At 54.7% G+C, this 17,346-nt stretch carries 14 protein-coding genes; 4 read left to right on the top strand and 10 right to left on the bottom strand.

Going from position 1 to position 17,346, the window contains the following annotated elements:
- Nucleotides 1–59 precede the first annotated feature (59 nt).
- From ABRP95_RS03865 to ABRP95_RS03845, 5 genes are all read right to left on the bottom strand, one after another.
- Nucleotides 60–677 (bottom strand): zinc metalloprotease, encoded by a 618-nt coding sequence (locus tag ABRP95_RS03865; protein WP_349838972.1) that lies wholly within the window; start codon nt 675–677, stop codon nt 60–62.
- A gap of 170 nt (nt 678–847) precedes the next feature.
- Nucleotides 848–1,942, bottom strand: coding sequence for an ABC transporter ATP-binding protein (locus ABRP95_RS03860; protein ID WP_284770047.1), 1,095 nt, complete (start codon nt 1,940–1,942; stop codon nt 848–850).
- Nucleotides 1,943–1,979: 37 nt separating this feature from the next.
- Nucleotides 1,980–3,293: an ABC transporter substrate-binding protein gene (locus tag ABRP95_RS03855; protein WP_349838439.1), complete on the bottom strand. Its 1,314-nt coding sequence runs from the start codon at nt 3,291–3,293 to the stop codon at nt 1,980–1,982.
- A gap of 75 nt (nt 3,294–3,368) precedes the next feature.
- A complete protein-coding gene (locus ABRP95_RS03850; protein WP_284770045.1) occupies nt 3,369–4,214 on the bottom strand; it encodes a carbohydrate ABC transporter permease in 846 nt (281 codons plus the stop codon).
- 29 nt (nt 4,215–4,243) lie between these two features.
- Nucleotides 4,244–5,128, bottom strand: coding sequence for a carbohydrate ABC transporter permease (locus tag ABRP95_RS03845; RefSeq protein WP_284770100.1), 885 nt, complete (start codon nt 5,126–5,128; stop codon nt 4,244–4,246).
- 537 nt (nt 5,129–5,665) lie between these two features.
- Between ABRP95_RS03845 and ABRP95_RS03840 the strand changes: the two genes are divergently transcribed.
- Together ABRP95_RS03840 and ABRP95_RS03835 are read left to right on the top strand one after the other, a co-directional pair.
- Nucleotides 5,666–6,937, top strand: a complete 1,272-nt coding sequence (locus tag ABRP95_RS03840) for a threonine/serine exporter family protein (RefSeq protein ID WP_198010391.1) — start codon at nt 5,666–5,668, stop codon at nt 6,935–6,937.
- Nucleotides 6,938–7,417: 480 nt separating this feature from the next.
- A complete protein-coding gene (locus tag ABRP95_RS03835; protein ID WP_349838438.1) occupies nt 7,418–8,740 on the top strand; it encodes an MFS transporter in 1,323 nt (440 codons plus the stop codon).
- Nucleotides 8,741–9,137: 397 nt separating this feature from the next.
- On the opposite strand, the gene ABRP95_RS03830 is transcribed toward ABRP95_RS03835, so the two are convergent.
- The 5 genes from ABRP95_RS03830 to ABRP95_RS03810 form a co-directional block, all read right to left on the bottom strand.
- The gene (locus ABRP95_RS03830; RefSeq protein ID WP_349838437.1) at nt 9,138–10,292 is read right to left on the bottom strand and encodes an aromatic amino acid lyase; all 1,155 of its coding nucleotides are present in this window, start codon (nt 10,290–10,292) and stop codon (nt 9,138–9,140) included.
- 3 nt (nt 10,293–10,295) lie between these two features.
- On the bottom strand, nt 10,296–11,633 hold the full coding sequence (locus tag ABRP95_RS03825) for a hypothetical protein (RefSeq protein ID WP_349838971.1): 1,338 nt from the start codon (nt 11,631–11,633) through the stop codon (nt 10,296–10,298).
- 212 nt (nt 11,634–11,845) lie between these two features.
- Nucleotides 11,846–12,583, bottom strand: a complete 738-nt coding sequence (locus tag ABRP95_RS03820; RefSeq protein ID WP_349838435.1) for a sulfite exporter TauE/SafE family protein — start codon at nt 12,581–12,583, stop codon at nt 11,846–11,848.
- A gap of 28 nt (nt 12,584–12,611) precedes the next feature.
- Nucleotides 12,612–13,274, bottom strand: coding sequence for a TIGR03089 family protein (locus ABRP95_RS03815; RefSeq protein WP_284849888.1), 663 nt, complete (start codon nt 13,272–13,274; stop codon nt 12,612–12,614).
- Nucleotides 13,275–13,299: 25 nt separating this feature from the next.
- Nucleotides 13,300–14,931 carry an LCP family protein gene (locus ABRP95_RS03810; protein ID WP_284781770.1) on the bottom strand — a complete coding sequence of 544 codons (1,632 nt, stop codon included), beginning with the start codon at nt 14,929–14,931 and terminating at the stop codon, nt 13,300–13,302.
- Nucleotides 14,932–15,065: 134 nt separating this feature from the next.
- Here ABRP95_RS03810 and ABRP95_RS03805 point away from each other — a divergent pair, with 134 nt between their 5' ends.
- Together ABRP95_RS03805 and manB are read left to right on the top strand one after the other, a co-directional pair.
- Nucleotides 15,066–15,974 (top strand): glycosyltransferase family 2 protein, encoded by a 909-nt coding sequence (locus ABRP95_RS03805; RefSeq protein ID WP_284781769.1) that lies wholly within the window; start codon nt 15,066–15,068, stop codon nt 15,972–15,974.
- Between the two features lie 93 nt (nt 15,975–16,067).
- On the top strand, nt 16,068–17,162 hold the full coding sequence (manB, locus tag ABRP95_RS03800; protein ID WP_284609975.1) for a mannose-1-phosphate guanylyltransferase: 1,095 nt from the start codon (nt 16,068–16,070) through the stop codon (nt 17,160–17,162).
- Nucleotides 17,163–17,346: the final 184 nt, after the last annotated feature.

Genomic DNA, 17,346 nt, shown 5'->3' with positions numbered 1-17,346 from the left:
CTGGGCATATAAAAATCCCCTGGTTCCAGTGAAGGACCAGGGGAGAAGCCGAGGCGTGCTTAGTCGAACTGACCTTGGATGATGGCGGCCGCATCGAGCGGGGTTACGTGATAGGAGATCGGGTTCTGGTTGGAACCTGCCATAAGTGCGCCGGCGCAGGAATGTCCCGCGCCCATCATGTGGCCTAGCTCGTGAGCAATGGTGCCTTGGAGCGCCTCAGGGTAGGTGGCGTTGGGCATCTTGATGGACACAAACTTGTGATCTGGGTAAGCCGAGCCTTGGACGTAGCCGCGGGGATCCGGATTGTAGATGATGGAAATGGTGTCATCATCAGCTTCGGAAGGCTTTACTTCCTTAAGGGAGGCTTTTCCCTCGAGAGCCTCGTTCCACTCGGCAACGGCGGCGTCCAGCTGCTTGCGGTATGGGAAGTTATCCGCCACTTTGTACTTTAGTACGCCATCGCTGAAATAAGGTTTCACAGAGTCCTCATCGTGGAGGATAGAAGGATCTGGAACCGGCTTGCCCTCGTTAGCCAGCTTGGTGATGGCCTTGCAGGTTCCAGGATCGATGATGGAACGTACTGGGTCGCTCTTTGCGTTCGCGGCCGGCGCGGCGATAGTGCCGAGAATGGCGGTGGTGGCAAGGGCGGTGACAGATATCTTCTTCAGAGAGCGCATCGGCAGTTAGTTACCTTTCGATTGGCTTTATCGTTCGTGGAGTGCAGTTGGCCTTAGCAATATCCGCGGGAAACAGAATTGCGTGGATGCCTCAGGCAAGCGAGTAACAATCAATTTTTGCTACACCGGGCAAAATAAAAATTTACATTGTTAGCTTCGCTTTGTCGACTCTAATTTAGACGCTCACCAGTAGTAGAGCTAAATAGGTGGATACGGTCAGGATCTGGGGAAATGCGGAAAGTGTCACCAATCGTGTAATCACGGCGAGCACTTACCAACATCCCAGTTTGTCCGCCCATGCGGGTCGTCGACTGGAGATTTTCGCCCGAGTCTGCCAAGTCGCCATAGAGGTAGGTTTGATTGCCTAGCTCTTCAACGTGCTTAACGGTAAATTCCGCGCCTTCCTCTGTGTGCACCCAATCTTCAGGGCGAACGCCAACGGTAACGGATTGCGCACCATCGAAGTCGTAATTGGCCAAGTTGATGCGAGTAGATCCAAGTGAAAGCTGACTAGAGGTGTGCGCGAGGTTGTAGATATTCATGGCAGGGGAGCCGATGAAGCCGGCAACGAAGACGTTCTGGGGGCGGTCGTAGATTTCACGAGTGGTATCTACTTGTTGTAGGACACCTGCATTAAGCACCGCGACGCGGTCACCCATGGTCATTGCTTCGGTCTGGTCGTGGGTTACGTATACCGTGGTCGTGCCAAGACGACGTTGCAAAGTTGAAATCTGCGCGCGGGTGGATACGCGCAGTTTTGCATCTAGGTTGGATAATGGCTCGTCCATGCAGAATACAGCTGGTTCGCGCACGATGGCGCGGCCCATCGCTACGCGCTGGCGCTGGCCACCTGAAAGATTTGCGGGCTTTCGGTCAAGCAGATCCTCCATCTGCAAGATTTTCGCGGCTTCTTGCACCCGCGTCTTAATCTGGTCCTTGGGTACTTTCCGGTTCTCCAAAGCGAAGGACATATTCTGCGCGACCGACATATTCGGGTACAGGGCGTAGTTCTGAAAGACCATGGCTACGTCTCGATCTGATGGGCTGACTCCAGTGACGTCTTTTCCTCCGATCCGAATGGAACCTCGGTCGGTCGGCTCAAGGCCCGCGAGCATTCGTAGGCTGGTGGATTTTCCGCAGCCAGAAGGCCCGACGAGGACCAAAAACTCGCCATCGGAAATATCTAGATTAAGACGGTCAACTGCGGGGCGCTCCGCGTCTTTGGAGTAGATGCGGCTTGCTCCATCAAATGTGACAGTAGCCATGGTGTTACCTTTCAGATACTAAGGAAAATTGGCAAGATTAGCCGTTAATGACGGGCTTTACCTGGTTGTCATAAATGGACTGCAGAGTCTTTTCCAGATCCGTGAGCACCTTGGTGACATCGTCGCGGTTGGTGACGATCTTCTCGAAGGCACCACCAATCTCCTGATCTGCACCGGGGAGGAATACACGGGCGTTGTCCTGTGGGCGTGTTTCTGGAAGCTGCTTGATAGCAGTCTCGAAGTTCGGGTTCTCTTCCATGAATTTCTTCTGTTCTTCGTTGTCGGCAGCAGAAGAGCGGACTGGCATATAACCCACATTTTGGGACCAGTACGAGGTGTTTTCCTCGTTCGTGATGAAATCAATCAGCTTAATGGCTGCCAACTGGCGGTTCTTGCTAATACCGGAAGGAATGGCGAGGCCGGCACCTCCGGTGGGGCAAGCGCCGTCTCCCTTTGGATTGGGAAGGAATGCGGTTCCTAACTCGAAGTCAGCGGTATCAGAGATACCTGCAAGATCGCCTGTGGATAGGACAGTGGCTGCAGCGCGTCCAGTACCGAATTCCATGGCCATGTCATTGCCCATGTAGGAATAGCCATTCTTGCTATCGGTAACATCCTTGAGCCATTCCACAGCCTCGATGGTTTTGTCATCAGTGAACTTCAAATCCCATTCATCGGAGTAGGCGCCGCCCTTAGACCACAAGGGGCCTTGGAAAATCCATCCCAAGTAGCCGACGGCATCGCCCCAGCCAAAGGGCTTCATTTTAGAATCAGCGCTGGCGAGCTTTTTAGACCACGCATCCATTTCGTCCCAAGACTCTGGTCCGCGGTCCGGCAAGCCAGCCTTCTTCCACGCGTCCTTGTTGTAGTAGAACAGGGGAGTCGACCGGGCAAAGGGAAGCGCGAAGTGGCCGCCGTCGTAGTTGTAGTCCTCATAGAGCGGTTGGACATAGCTTGAAAGGTCAATATCGGCTTCTTTGGCTAGATCATCAACATTGGCAATCTGCCCATTGATGGCGAAGTTATACCACCACACATCAGACAGAACCACGATGTCTGGAAGATCAGATCCTGTGAGTGCAGCATTAAACTTTTGTGCTGCTTCCTCGTAGTTCTTTCCTGCGTCAACAAGGTTGACCTTGATATCAGGGTTTTCCTTCTCGAAGCGAGAGATGATTTCTTTTTCGATGTCCTTTGAGGAAGCTGGGTGGTTGGACCACCACGTCAATTCCGTGACCTCGCCACCATCGCTACTGCCTTGGGAACTAGTAGATGAGGTGCCAGCACAAGCGGCAAGAAATGTAGCGGTAGAAGCAGTGGAAGCTAGCGCGAGAAACTTACGGCGAAGCATGGGTATCTCCTTATATAGAAGTCAGATTGAGAAGGATAGGGTGATAACGGCGAGCGTGATAGGGATAGAAGCCTTCTAACCTTTGACGGCGCCAGTGGTGAGACCTTGAATCATGTATTTCTGCAGGCCAAGGAAGATGACGACCATTGGAAGAATGGTGAGAACGGTTGCTGCCATTACTGGTCCCCAGTTAGTAACGCCATCATTGTTTTGCAGCATGGTTAGACCCACCTGCAAGGGAGCAACCCGTTCCGTATCCGCCATCAGGAATGGCCACAAGTAGGTATTCCATTCGTTTACTAGTGTGATCACGGAAAATGCTGTCAGTGTTGGCCAAGAGACGGGAAGCAGCACCTTGGTGAGCAAGCGAATGGGGCCGGCACCGTCCATGCGAGCAGCTTCCACAAGCTCATAAGGCAAGGAAAGGAAGTGATTGCGCATGAGGAAGGTGCCGAATGCAACACCAGCCAGTGGGACGATGATGCCGACAAAGGTATTACGCCATCCCAAGGAATTGACCAAGGCGTAGTTGGAAATCACCGTGATTTCTGCAGGGACCATCAGGGAAGAAATCACCACGATGAAGACTAGATTGCGTCCTGGAAAGCGAAGGATAGATAAGGCGTAGGCGGAGATGACACCAAGCACAATCTTTATAGCGGATAGGACCGCGGTAATGAAGACGGAGTTGCGCAGGTAAGTCCAGAAGGGAACGCGCGTTGTGGCGTCTGCGTAGTTTTTGGTTTCCCACGTCGGCGGTAGCCAGTTAACTGGGTCGGTGTAAATATCACCTCTGGCCTTGAAAGAGGTCATTAAGATCCAGAACAACGGCAGTCCCACGAGCAGGAGGACGAGGATAATTCCTACGTAGCCACCGATGAGCTTGGCACGCCTTGATACAAGGGAAGAGTCTGTGATCATGTGAAGATTTGAATCAGCCATAGGGTGGGTTAACCGCGCTTATCCATGATGCGGACCTGAATCAACGTAACGACGAGCAGGATGAGGAATAGGATTGTCGCAGCAGTGGCGCCGTAACCAGCACGGAAGTTGACAAAGGTTTCGTTATAAATCTGAAAAACCAGCGTCTGGGTGCCGTTTCCTTGAGGGCCGCCTCGGGTCATGACGTTGATGATGTCGAAGACCTGCACAGAGTTGAGCAGTACCGTAATGGAAAGGAAGAAGGCGGTATTGCGCAGTTGTGGCATTGTCACGCACCAGAATTTGCGCCAACGCCCAGTTCCATCAATGGCGGCAGCTTCGTCTAATTCTTTATCTAAGCCTTGTAGAGCAGCCAAGTAGATGACAAACGTGTATCCCAAGTTCTTCCACACGAATGTGAATGTCACCATGAACAACGCCCAGCTAGGCACGGCGTAAAAGTTTGGAGAACTAATGCCAAACCACCCAAGGATTTCTTGAATCAATCCGAAGTTGGGGTCGAATACGAATTGGAAGGCGATACCAATCGCGGCACCGGAGATGGCATAAGGCGCAAAGACCACCGAGCGTGCAAAGTTGCGGCCTCTGATTTTTTGATTGAGAAGAAGCGCAAGCGCGAGCCCAATCACCATGGAGCCGATGACCGCGAAAAAGGTGAAAATGACGGTATTTAAGACGATCGTCTTTGTATCGTCACGCGTGAACCACTCCACGTAATTATCAAAACCAACAAAAGTGGAGCTTGTACTAGAAATATTCCAGTTAAAAAAGGAAAGCCGAATATTATCCAGCAGCGGCCGGTAGGTAAAAATGGCCAGCAAGATGAGATTGGGCGCCAAAAGTACGGCAGCCAGCAACCATTCCTTATGCCGGCTCTTTGTAGCCTTTCGCACGAGCTCCGATGAATTATCGTTGCTCGGGCCGGTGGCCGTGGCAGTCGCGATGCCGTTCTTAGTGTCGGCGTGGTCATCCCTGAGAGTCACCCAGTCAACGTAAACCGCGTAGATTACGGGGTGTTTCACATAGTGGAAACTCTTGATGAATTGCAAACGTCGAGCTCGTAAAGACTAGGGGACTGTTGCGTACTCGATGGAAAAACAACTCCAGCGCCCGGGCCTCAGTAAAGGGCCGCAGGGCGCTGGAGCTGGTTCTCTCTATCTCTCTTGCGTTCTCTCAAACGCTAAGGAAAGTATGGCGCTAGACCCTGTTATAGACATTGAAAAAAGCTGAAATTTTCCTGAAAGTTAGTGGAGGCTAAGAAGGCCACGGGGTAGGTACGCGGTGCGCTAGTCTGGAGGGTAGAAGAATTAGCCAAAATGTGGGTGGAAGCTGGGGCAATGGCCGCCGAGAAATGGCCTGGATCGCAGCTTTCCCGCGAGGTAGAGGTGGAAGATTTGTCGTCGCAGTATGATCCGAATTTTCACCGGCAGATGGGCGTGGAAGCTGACGTCGTCTTGCGCGTCGGAATGATGCTGATGGGGGCTGGCACATCGGGGTACCGCGTGCTGCGCGGCATGAAGCGCAGCGCCCGAGCGCTGGGGTTTGATCACTTGGATGCCAACGTGGGGCTGACCCAGATTACCTGTACCTTTCACCGGGGCGATTCCTTTCGCACCGTGATTGCGCGCACGCATTCGCCGGCCGTCGATGCCTCCCGCATTGAGGCATTGGAGGATCTCACCCATAACCACCTGTATTCCGGAATTACCGCGGAAGAGCTTTCAGGGATGCTCGATTCCATTGAAAGTGACGTGAAAAAGCGCTGGAGCGTGTGGGTCCTATCCACAGCGGCCGCGGTCGCGTGCGCAGCGTTTGCATTCCTGAACTTCTTTCCGGTACAGGCGGTAGGGCTCGTGGCGCTGGCCGCATTCGTGGGGCAGTTCGTGCGATATGAGGTGCTCCACCAGCACGTGCACCAAATTGGCGGGATCATCGCCGGTGGCGCGGCAGCTAGCATCACGTTCTTTATCCTCATCGAGCTCCTAGGATTTGCCGGGGTGGTAGAGCCGAGCTCGCTTTCCTCGGGCTATGTAGCGGCGGTGCTCTTTTTGATTCCGGGGTTCCCGCTGTTCTCGGCCCTGATTGATATTGCGCGCTTTGACTTTGATGCGGGCATCGCCAGGCTAGGGTATGCGTTTACGGTCATCTTTACCGCTACGTTTACCGTCTCCATGGTCAGTTGGCTGACAGATCTCAGCCCAGATCCGCCGGTTCCCGCACCGGATACGCGGTGGTATCTACTGGCTTCTGTCGCCAGTTTCTTCGGCATCGCGGGCTTTGCCTTCCTTTTTAATTCCTCGCGCCGCATGGTCCTAGTGGCCGCAAGCGTGGGGACAGTGGCCAACGCGGTGCGCCTGGGTCTGCTCGAGCTGGGTACGACCATCTACTTTGCGGCTTTTATTGGCGGGCTGATCATCGGACTCTTGGGTGCGGTGGCCTCGCAAAAGGCGCGGTTGCCGCGCATTACCACCACCGTGCCTGCCGCCGTCATCATGATCCCCGGGGTGACGATGTTCCGCGCGGTCTATTACCTCAATGATGGCCAGATGGATCAGGCGGTGGCGAATGTGGCCACCGGCTTGATGGTGGTAGGCGCCATCGGCGCAGGGATGGTATTTGCCCGTCTGCTTACGGACCGCGACTGGGCGTTGGGGCGGCTCATTGACTTCGATAAGGAAATCCCACGAAAGAAGCCCGCCTAGCGCGGGTGGCCCGGCTTTGCGGCAGCCACCCGCAATGGCAGCCAGAGACGGCGGCCAGAGGCACTAGGCAATGCGGCTGCCAAAAATACGGATAGGAAAACGCCAGCGGCACCCGGTTCCTTTCGGTTCCGAGTGCCGCTGACGTCTCTCTCTACAAGGGTGTTTCCATGTATCGGTGTTCACCGCCCTCTGGAAACTGAGGGGTTCTCTCTATCTCTCTCGTATGCGCTCTCTCAAACGCATGATTTAAGTATGGGGCATGTGACTGGAACAGCCATGGAATCTGCCTGAAAGGTTGCTGCTAAGTGCTGTGAGTTAGGTGGGGAAGGGAGGCATCGGCAAGCGAAGCTTATAGGCGAGGCTATAAAAGCAGATAAAGGTGATCTAAACCATAGTTATTTCTGTAGGCTCGTCGTTATGGGTGCAGATGATGCTGCGCCATTTTTGCGAATGATGCTCAACAGAAACGAGGTGAGGAGCATGGCTCCTCTGATAGCCCCACCGCCAGCGAGCGATGAATCTGCCCCAACGGACGTGGACGTTCCTGGTACTTCACACGAACAGCGCGTTTCCGCTATCAAAGCTGCATTCATCGGCACGTTTATTGAGTGGTTCGATTATGCGGCCTATATCTATATGTCCGCGATTATCTCGCGCGTCTTCTTCCCAGAAATGGAAGGTCGCCGCGCGCTGATTTTGACCTTTGCGCTCTTCGCGCTGTCATTCCTGGTGCGCCCCATCGGCGGAATCGTCTGGGGTCATATTGGTGATAGGCACGGCCGCATCCACACGTTGACCTATTCCATCGTGCTGATGTCGCTGGCGACCGCCTGCATCGGTCTATTGCCTGGGTATGCCACCATCGGCTTTGCCGCCACGCTATTGCTCCTGCTGTGCCGCATGGTGCAAGGCTTTTCCGCCGCCGGTGAATACGCCGGCGCCGCCACGCACTTGGCTGAGATTGCCCCACCTGGGAAACGCGGGATTTATGCTGCGGTGGTGCCCTCGGCCACCGCATCCGGGCTGCTCTTGGGCTCGCTCATCGCGGCATTTCTTACTGGCGTGCTTGATGATGATGCCCTGCATTCCTGGGGCTGGCGCGTGCCCTTCCTGGTGGCGCTGCCGCTGGGCTTGTACGGGCTATGGATTCGCCACCACACGGAGGAATCCACCCGCTTTGAAAAGCACGCGGAAACCGAGCTTTCGCCCCTGCGTCAGGTGCTGAAATACCCCAAGGCCCTGGCCATTGCCTTTGCCGGCGCGGTGCTCAACGCGATTGGTTTCTACGTCATCTTGACCTACCTGCCTACCTATCTTTCGGAGGAGCTGGGCATGGCAGAAACCCCGGCGTTTATTGCTTCCTCGGTGGCCTCCGCGTTCTACGTGGGCTTCGCGCTATTGACAGGCCTGCTGTCCGATCGCCTTGGCCGGCGCACCACCATGCTGTGCGCCGCGCTCTTTATGGGCCTTGCCATCATTCCGGCATTCATGCTTCTCGATGGCGCAGGCATCCTGCTTGTCATCATCATTCAGGTGTGCCTGGGTGGGGTGCTGGCGCTTAACGATGGCGTCTTGCCCTCCTTCCTTTCCGAGCAGTTCCCCACGCACGTGCGCCTGTCTGGTTTCGCGTTGACGTTTAATACGGCCAATGCCATCTTCGGTGGCACCGCTCCGATGATCGCGACGTGGCTGATTGATACCACCGGAAATAAACTCGCCCCAGCCTTTTACCTTGTGACCGCTGCAATCGTGACGGGTACCGCCGTGCTCTTCGCGCCGCGCAAGAACGACCTGGTGGCATAGCCCTTACCCCGCCCCCCAGAACCAGTAAAACGCCAGCGGCACCCGGTTCCTTTCGGTTCCGAGTGCCGCTGACGTCTCTCTCTACAAGGGTGTTTCCATGTATCGGTTTGCACCGCCCTCTGGAAACTGAGGGGTTCTCTCTATCTCTCTCGTATGCGCTCTCTCAAACGCATGATTTAAGTATGGGGCATATGGCTGGAACAGCAATGGAATCTATCTGATAGGTCGCTGAAAATTACTGAAAGTTTCCTGTGGGGATGAAGCTAATAAAATGAGACCGAAACAGATGCAACTTCTAAGCTATAGATCTAGCTAGACCAGTTGGCCCGAGAGCAGGAATAAGCTATACATTTTACAAATCCTCGGCTGAGGCTAGAAGTCTTATTTTCTGAGAAGACTATTCTGGGTAGAATCGCCATGTCTTCCCAGCTCCATTGCCGTAGGCTTCTAATGACTGAAGTAAAAGATCTAACTGTGAAGAGGCAAGCTTTAAGACGTCTTCAAGTAGGTTGGCTCTCACCAAAGCGCCATCACTGATGTCTTCAATAAAATAAGATTCCGATTGGGATGAAGCAATCGGAGCCGAGGTTAAATAAAGAATTTGATCATGGTACGCCTTTGAAACCTTTGGGGGCTGTACAAAAAAAGCACCGCGAATCAACTCACCTTCTCGCGATTCTAATTCAGAACAGATTTGGGCAGTAGCGGATCGAAGATATGAAGATGTTACTTTTATGGCTTCAATAGCTGAACCTATTGCATTGGAGAGTTCGAAATTTAGGAATGAAGAATTCGAGTAGGAAGCGAGGGTGCTTGAGTCCCCCGACCTTCGAAATAGAGGGTTTCCAGATGGTAGGTTTGCGGAATTAGAAAGTTCGTTAGCTAACCTTTCTTTCGCGAATTGGTTAAACCTTAAAATAGGTGAAATGTCTCTCAGGGATACGGAAGTTTGAACGTTTCCGAAGTTTATTGATTGAGAGGCTTTGTTAAGGCAATCTTCCGAACGGGCAATGAAATCATCGAATGATTTATAATTGTAAAGTGCTATACCTGCCGCTACGAATTGCCCATTTATTAGCGAAATTATATCACCGTCGGCAAAGGAGTAGTGGTCATTAAAAATAGAATTTACCCACCAAGAGGCGGGTACCACATCACCACTACCATAGGAGGCGCGCAAGTCTATCGATCCTGATTCCATCTTAGAAAAATGTAAAATCAAATCTAAATATGTTTTTGATGAAATGCCATTTTTTCCATGACTTAACTGGCAAATTTTAATGGCTGTTATAGCACGCATCTTTCGAATGGAGATGGAATCGGGGCTTCCAACTAAGTGTGCGTCTAGTACCAAGTCTTGGGTATTTTGTTCGACACTAAAACGGTCTAAATGCCCGAGAAATGTAGTAAATCCATAGGCCGAACCCCCGTCGTCAATGAACCGTTCGACTTCTTTTCTGTGATTGTAGATTAAATCTGAGGATAGTTTCCACTCTGGAATAGAATTCCCATCCAACGCGGATAATAGTTGATTCAGTTTATAAATAGACATTTATTATTTCTCCGTTTCTTCTTTCCGGGTGGCGCTTCCTCTATTTTTTGTTACAATAATTATTAAAAATATAGAAATTAGCGCAGTTATGATTAATATAGTATCTAGATTCCATGATCTAAATATATTGATGATTTGACTGTCGGGGTACCAAGGAACTCCATCCTCGCCGCTTTCTCCTGAGTATGCCGTGCCAATGAATGAAAGTGTCAGTGATACGAGTCCGGTAGCTGATAGGACGAAAAGGACAAATTCCATCACTCTATTAGATCGTCTGATCAGGATATCAGCTCTAGCGTTCAGAATGTTCTCTAACCGCGATAGTCGAGCTGAAATATTTTCTATAACCTGACGGTACCCCCAAGCCTCTAGAATATGATACACCGCTTCACGGTGGATGCTATTAGCTTCAGTTCCCAAGCGTTCAAAGAACATAGAGGCAACGGCTAGGTTATAGTTTATCCTTACTAAAGTTTCTAAAGCCTTGTCTTGCTCTGTCCTCCCCAATTTTACGTGACCTGCTCTGCGGAGGAGATCGATTGACTTAGTGTCAATATCATTTACAAAACACCACAGATACTGTGCAAACACGGCACTCTTTTGTAAATCTTGGAATTTATACTCGGACAAGGGTGACCAGGCGACGTTGTTTCCCCAGCTTATCTCCACGGTGACATCCGTATCTAATTTTACTCGTGTAGCGCTGTCTTCTTGTTGGAACCACGATTTGGGCACCGTTGTATCTCTTTCGGTGTCCATAGAAGTTGAGCCTTCCCGAGGGGGATTTTGGCCTAGGATGAGAGTTCTTCCGACCCAGCGAACTATATGGTTATGGTCTGCATAGTTGAGTTTACATATATCTTTCATTAAGTAACTGGTGGCTTCTTCAAATTGTGCTATGTCGAAGGCGGAAAAATATTGGAAGCCGTCTCTGTCAGACAACGCAGGCTCAGATAGCTCAATGAATGCTACGATGAAGTCCATTTCAAAGTGCCTGTATATATCGGCGGCCAGAATTTTAAATTTAAACCCTATTGGTCCTTCGGTTCCATCATCGTTTGAGCCGTGGTAGCGCTGATTTTCTAGGTATTCAAGTTTTCGTGCGGAAACATGCTTGGGGTTTCCCAAAGAAGTGAAGGGAGAATTTGGTTTTCTTCTTCCAGTGAAATTCTGGTGCAGCGTTTTTGTTTCTACGAATTTTCCCGGTTCGAGGAGGTTTTGGGGCGGCGAATATAAAATTGGCTGGTCCTCGGCGGCTCTTTGAACTGGGGCGACAAGCATGAACCGTTCTTTTCCGAGTTTGAGGGGTGGCATATCTTGGCGTTCGAAGGGAATATCCATTACTCCAGTCTATTTTATGCCATGAACGATTGCAGCTCGATTCACTTAGTCTTTGAGTCGTGCGATAGTGATTGACTAGACCGCAATTTTCCATCTTCCGGCTTAGGCGCTTACGCGTATTTGGTTTACATCTAGAGTATCTACGAAGCGGAAGTGTTCCTACGCAAGAGTATGTCGCCGCTAGAAGCATAATGGGTGGAGTTGGGGTGCTTTCACGAAAGCACCACTTGGCCGATAAGGGCAAGGGCGGCGGTAATAGCTACCACCGTGACAATGCGGTTAAGGCGCTTGGTATCGATGAAGTGGTTGAGGTAGTTGGCAATGAACAGGCCGATGACCATCAAGGGGCTATACGCCGCTGCGGCATAGACCTGCGGCTGGGTGACCTGGCCGCTAAAGCCCAGGATGAAAAGGGACATGACGGTACCGATCACAAAGGTTCCGGCGAGACTTCCGCGGGTGCGCTGTGGGTCAAAGCGCTTCATAATCAGCGCCATCGGCGGGCCACCGATGGAAGTAGAGGTTCCCAGGAATCCGGAGGTAAGCCCGGCCAGGACGGTATTGCGCTTGGTGGGCTCGGGGCTCCAGCCGAGGCTGGAGAGGGACATCGCCAAGAGCACCGCGCAGCCGATGAAGATGGAAAGGCCATCGTGCGAGAGAGAAGCGATCGCCCACGCGCCGGCAAACGAGCCAGGAATGCGGGCTATGACGGATATGCCAACTAGGCGCCATGAGGTTTCGCGGTACGTCCGCGCCAGCGTATAGATGGAAATGCACAGCGCGAGGAGCAAAATGAGCGTGGGGACTAAATCCGGGCGCAGGAGCGCGATGATGGGGGTGGCGATGGTGCCGAGCCCAAAGCCGATCGAGCCCTGAGTGATAGTGCCGACCAAAATGAGCACACCAATAAAGATGTAGACCCACGCGTCTGAAGAGATTCCCAAGAACATGATGGAAGGCAAGTATAGGGCACTTGGCCTAGAGCCGGGCGGTTACTTTCTCATTCGCTGCAATTTCATCCAGGCGGGACGCGGGGCAAAGTCCTGCGACGATGACGGCGGAGCCGCCGGCCGCTAAGGGCTCGAGGACGGCGCGGGTGAAGGAAGATTTATCGCTCCAACCGGTGGATAGCAGCCGCTCGGCGCCGCCGGGCGGGGTCACCAATTCCGGCAGGGGTTGGGTTTCACCAAAGTACTGATCTCCATAAAAACGGACGGTGGGGCCGAAGTCAATGGCACCGGTGGGCAGATCCCCGCCGGATTCGACGATGCCGCGGCCAAAGGGATCATCGCTGATGAGCACGATATCGGCCTGTGGCTGTCGCTCTTGGGCAGCGAGGTAGCGGGAGGGGGAGGTAAAGACGACATCGGCAAGCGCGGCCGATTCACCGAAATCAAAGGTGGGCCCGGCGGCAAGGGCGCCTAAGGCAATGACGGCGGCCTGCCACGAGGTGGGCACGTCGATGGCGATGGTGGAATCCGGCTCTAAGTCGAGCTCTTCTTCCAACATATTGGCGATCTTGGCCACCCAGTTATCGAGCGTCTGGGCGGAAAAATCCATGCGCGCGCCGGTGGATTCGTTATAAACAGTCAGCCGCGGGGTGGCGGCATCGGCGTTTAAAAGATGGGCGAGTAGTTCCATACCCGCCCATCGTAGGCCAGCCTGCTTAGTTCACGCAGCGCGGACCGTGGCCGCCGGCGTCGATTTCAGGCGCGACCTTGTTGGCACCGAAGTCATTGCCCGGTGTTCCTACCAGGTCGGTATCTTCTTCGGCTGCGGATTCCTCGGCGCTGGCCTCCTCATCGGAAGGGCCCTGGTAATCATCGGTGGCCACGACGAGCAAGGTATTGTCATCGAGCTGCGGATTTTCTACCACAGGAAGGCCACCGAGCTTTTCCGCCAGCTTCTTGGCATCTTCGCTCTCCGGGTCTGCGGCCACGACCTGGGACTCGGAGTAGATACCGGGCTGGGCGTTGGCGGAGCGCTCAACGGTATAGCCGGTGTTTTCCAGCCAGGTGCCAATGCCAGCGGCCAATCCATCGATATTGCCGGCATTGAGGACGTGGACCTCGTTATCGGAGTTGATATCGGCATCGTGCTCCGGCGCGTTTTCGGAGTTTTCCTCCTTGTTGGCCGCGTCCTCTTCGGCTTCCTCGTGCGACATGGCCAGATCCTCCATGAAGCGGTGGACCTCATTGGTATCGATGGTGACGATGGATTCGCCGTAATCGCCGCGGCCATCGATAGAAGTGACCGGGATAGTGGTGAAGGTGACATTGCCGCCGGCCAGGCCGGCCAGCTGGGTGACAAAGCCCATGATGTCCCAGCCATCATCGATGACCACGGAGCGCTCCACAGCCTTCGCAATCTTGGATAGCTTGGACGGGCTGGTCAGCGTGTCATTATCGAGCACCTTATTGACCAGCGAGGCCATATACGCCTGCTGGCGCACGATGCGGTCAAGGTCACCGCGCGGCAGGTTATAGCGCTGGCGCACAAAGGTCAGCGCCTGCGCGCCATCGAGGGTCTGGGTGCCCTTATGGAAATTGGCGCCGGACATCTCGTCCTCAACATCCTCGTTGAGGCACACCTCGACGCCGCCGACGGCATCAGTAAGCAGCGTAAAGCCCAGCAAGCCCACCTCGGCGTAGTGGTCAATGGACACGCCGGTCAGGGAGTGCACCATCTTGAGCAGGCCTTCGCGGCCGGCTTCCACGCCGTGCTTTTCGATGTCCTTATCCGAATACGGTTTCTTTTCGCCCTGCGCCTCCGCCTGGGCGTTTTCCTGCTGGAGCTGTTGCACCTTGTCGTTTTTGTGCGAGGCGTAGACGGCATTGATCTTCATATTGCCGTAGTCCGGATCGTTGACATAGGTATCGCGCGGAATGGAGACCGCGGTAGCGCGCGAGCCGTCTTCTGGAATGCGCACGAGCATGATGGTGTCGGTATTTTCCTCGCCCTCGGCAACGCCGGCGTGGAGATCCGCCAGCTCCTTTTCGGAGAGCGGATTGCCCTGGGCATCGGTACGCGAGTCCTTGCCCACGAGCAAGATATCGGCGGCGCCGTCCAAGGAAGGATCGGATAAACCATCCTCGCCCAAAGATAGGTCCGAGGCGGAGGACATGCCCGTATCCAGGCGCCCCACCGTGGCATAGCCCACGCCGGAGACAGCTAGGATGAGGGCAGAAATGACGGCCACGATGGTTTTGGTGGCCGTGGAACCCTTTTGCTTAACCGCGCTAGCGGCAGAGGGCGCGGGTTGGATATTGCGCGCCCGGCGAGTGTTCTCAGAAGTCACAAGTGAAGGCTTTCTACTTTCCGGGGATCTGGAGATAGTTTAGGGGAGATCTCGCCGAAATTAGGGATCCGTGACCAGTTTCGCGTGTTTGAAACAGTGTCTGTCTCCTGACGTGGCCTCTGGCATGACTAAGCTTGGGGCCCATTGTGACTACTGAAACTACAGCTCCGCTCGCCGTTATCACCGTGACCTACAACCCCGGTGAGTACTTGGCGCGCTTTATAGACTCCCTGCCGGACGCCGGTGCTAACGGCACCCAGGTGGTGCTGGCGGATAATGGTTCGACCGACGGTATCCCGGAAGCCGCCGCTGCGGAAGAAGAGGACGTGCACTTCCTCGATACCGGCGGCAATATCGGCTACGGCGCCGGCATGAACGCCGGTGCGCGGTGGGTGCGCGAGAACCAGCGCGTAGATGATGAGTTTTTCCTTATCTCTAACCCGGATGTCACCTTTAGTGAAGGCGCCATTGACCAGATGATCGCGTGCGCACGCCGCTGGCCGGATGCCGCGGCGGTAGGCCCGCGCATCGTGGAACCAGATGGCAGCAACTATCCGTCTGCCCGGTCGGTGCCCAATATATCCACCGGCATCGGCCACGCGCTGTTTTCTAACCTATGGCCCTCTAATCCGTGGACACGCACGTACCGCAACGATGCCGATATGTCCGTCCAGCGCCCCGCCGGGTGGTTATCCGGATCCTGCCTCTTGGTGCGCTGGGAGGCCTTCGATGCCATCGGCGGTTTTGATGAGCGCTACTTCATGTATTTGGAAGACGTGGACTTGGGCGATCGCTTCGCGCGCGCCGGGTATCAAAATATTTTCTGTCCGGAAGCCGTCATCAGCCACGCCAAGGGGCATTCCACCCAGGCGCACGCCGGGGCGATGCTGCGCGCGCACCACAGTTCCGCGTATCGCTTCCAGGCGGACCGTCACCCGGCGTGGTGGCAGGCCCCGCTGCGCGCCGCGCTGTGGCTGGGATTGCAGGCGCGGGGAGCGGTAACGGCCGCACGCGCCAGCACGGCCAAAGATTCGGAGGCCTGAAGCGCGTGCCGTTGACCTGGTTTCTGGCCGCGGCCGCATACACTGACCTTCGAAAAACCTCAGAATAAGATTGTCTGCATACAAAGGATGACTATGACTGAAGCAGCCACCACTCATGGTGCCACCACCGATGCGGTGATTTTGGTGGGCGGGCGCGGTACCCGCCTGCGCCCACTGACCATTGGTACGCCCAAGCCCATGCTGCCGACGGCAAATTACCCGTTCCTGCAGCACCTGCTCGCCCGCATCAAGGCCGCGGGCATTGAGCACGTGGTGATGTCCACCTCGTATAAGGCAGAGGTTTTCGAGGAATACTTTGGCGATGGATCCGAGCTCGGCCTAGACATTGAATACGTGGTGGAAGAAACCGCGCTGGGCACCGGCGGCGGTATCCGCAACGTCTATGACAAGCTGCGCAATGACACCGTCATGGTCTTCAACGGCGATGTTCTTTCCGGCATGGATCTAGAGGGCATCTTGACCACGCACCACAACAAGGGTGCCGATGTCACCATGCACCTGCTCAACGTGGCGGATCCGCGCGCCTTTGGCTGCGTGCCCACGGATTCTGAGGGCCGGGTCACGGCCTTTTTGGAAAAGACCGAGGATCCACCAACCAACCAGATCAATGCCGGTTGCTACGTCTTTGACCGCTCCGTCATCGAGTCCATCCCTGCAGACCGCGTGGTCTCGGTAGAGCGCGAGACCTTCCCGGGCTTGCTTGCCGATGGCCGCTTGGTCGTCGGCCACGTCGATAACTCCTACTGGCGCGATATGGGCCGCCCGGATGACTTCACCCGCGGCTCCTCCGACCTGGTGCGCGGCATCGCCCCATCGCCGCTGTTGGAGGGCCGCACCGGCGAGTCCCTCGTGGAATCCTCTGCGGGAATTGCCGGCGGCGTGCTGCTGCTATCTGGCACCGCGGTGGGCCGCGGATCCGAGGTGGGTGCGGGCTCCCGCTTGGAGGGAACGGTGGTCTTTGATGGCGTTCGCATCGAACCGGGCGCCATCATCCACAACTCCATCATTGCCTCGGGCGCCCACATCGGTGCCAATGCGGTCATCGAAAACTGCGTCATCGGCGAAGGCGCCCACGTGGGTGCCCGCTGTGAGCTCGTGGACGGCATGCGAGTCTTTCCCGGCGTGACCATCCCGGATGCCGGCATTCGCTTTAGCTCCGACGCCTAAAGCGCCCGCCGCCTTCCCTCCGCACCGCCTGCAGCTCGGTAACGCCGCGCGGTGTGGAGGGCTTTGTGATCCCTGCCCGGTCGAGATTTGGGAGACACGCCGAAAGTTCCTGAAAATTGTTGACAGAAAAACCGGGTACCACTATATCTAGTACCCCCTACCTACACCCCCGGATGGCACCGGG

Source organism: Corynebacterium sp. KPL2895, assembly GCF_040225815.1.
GTDB lineage: Bacteria > Actinomycetota > Actinomycetes > Mycobacteriales > Mycobacteriaceae > Corynebacterium > Corynebacterium rhinophilum.
The sequence above is the reverse complement of the archived record's forward strand: the minus strand, read 5'-3'. Positions and strand labels throughout refer to the sequence as shown.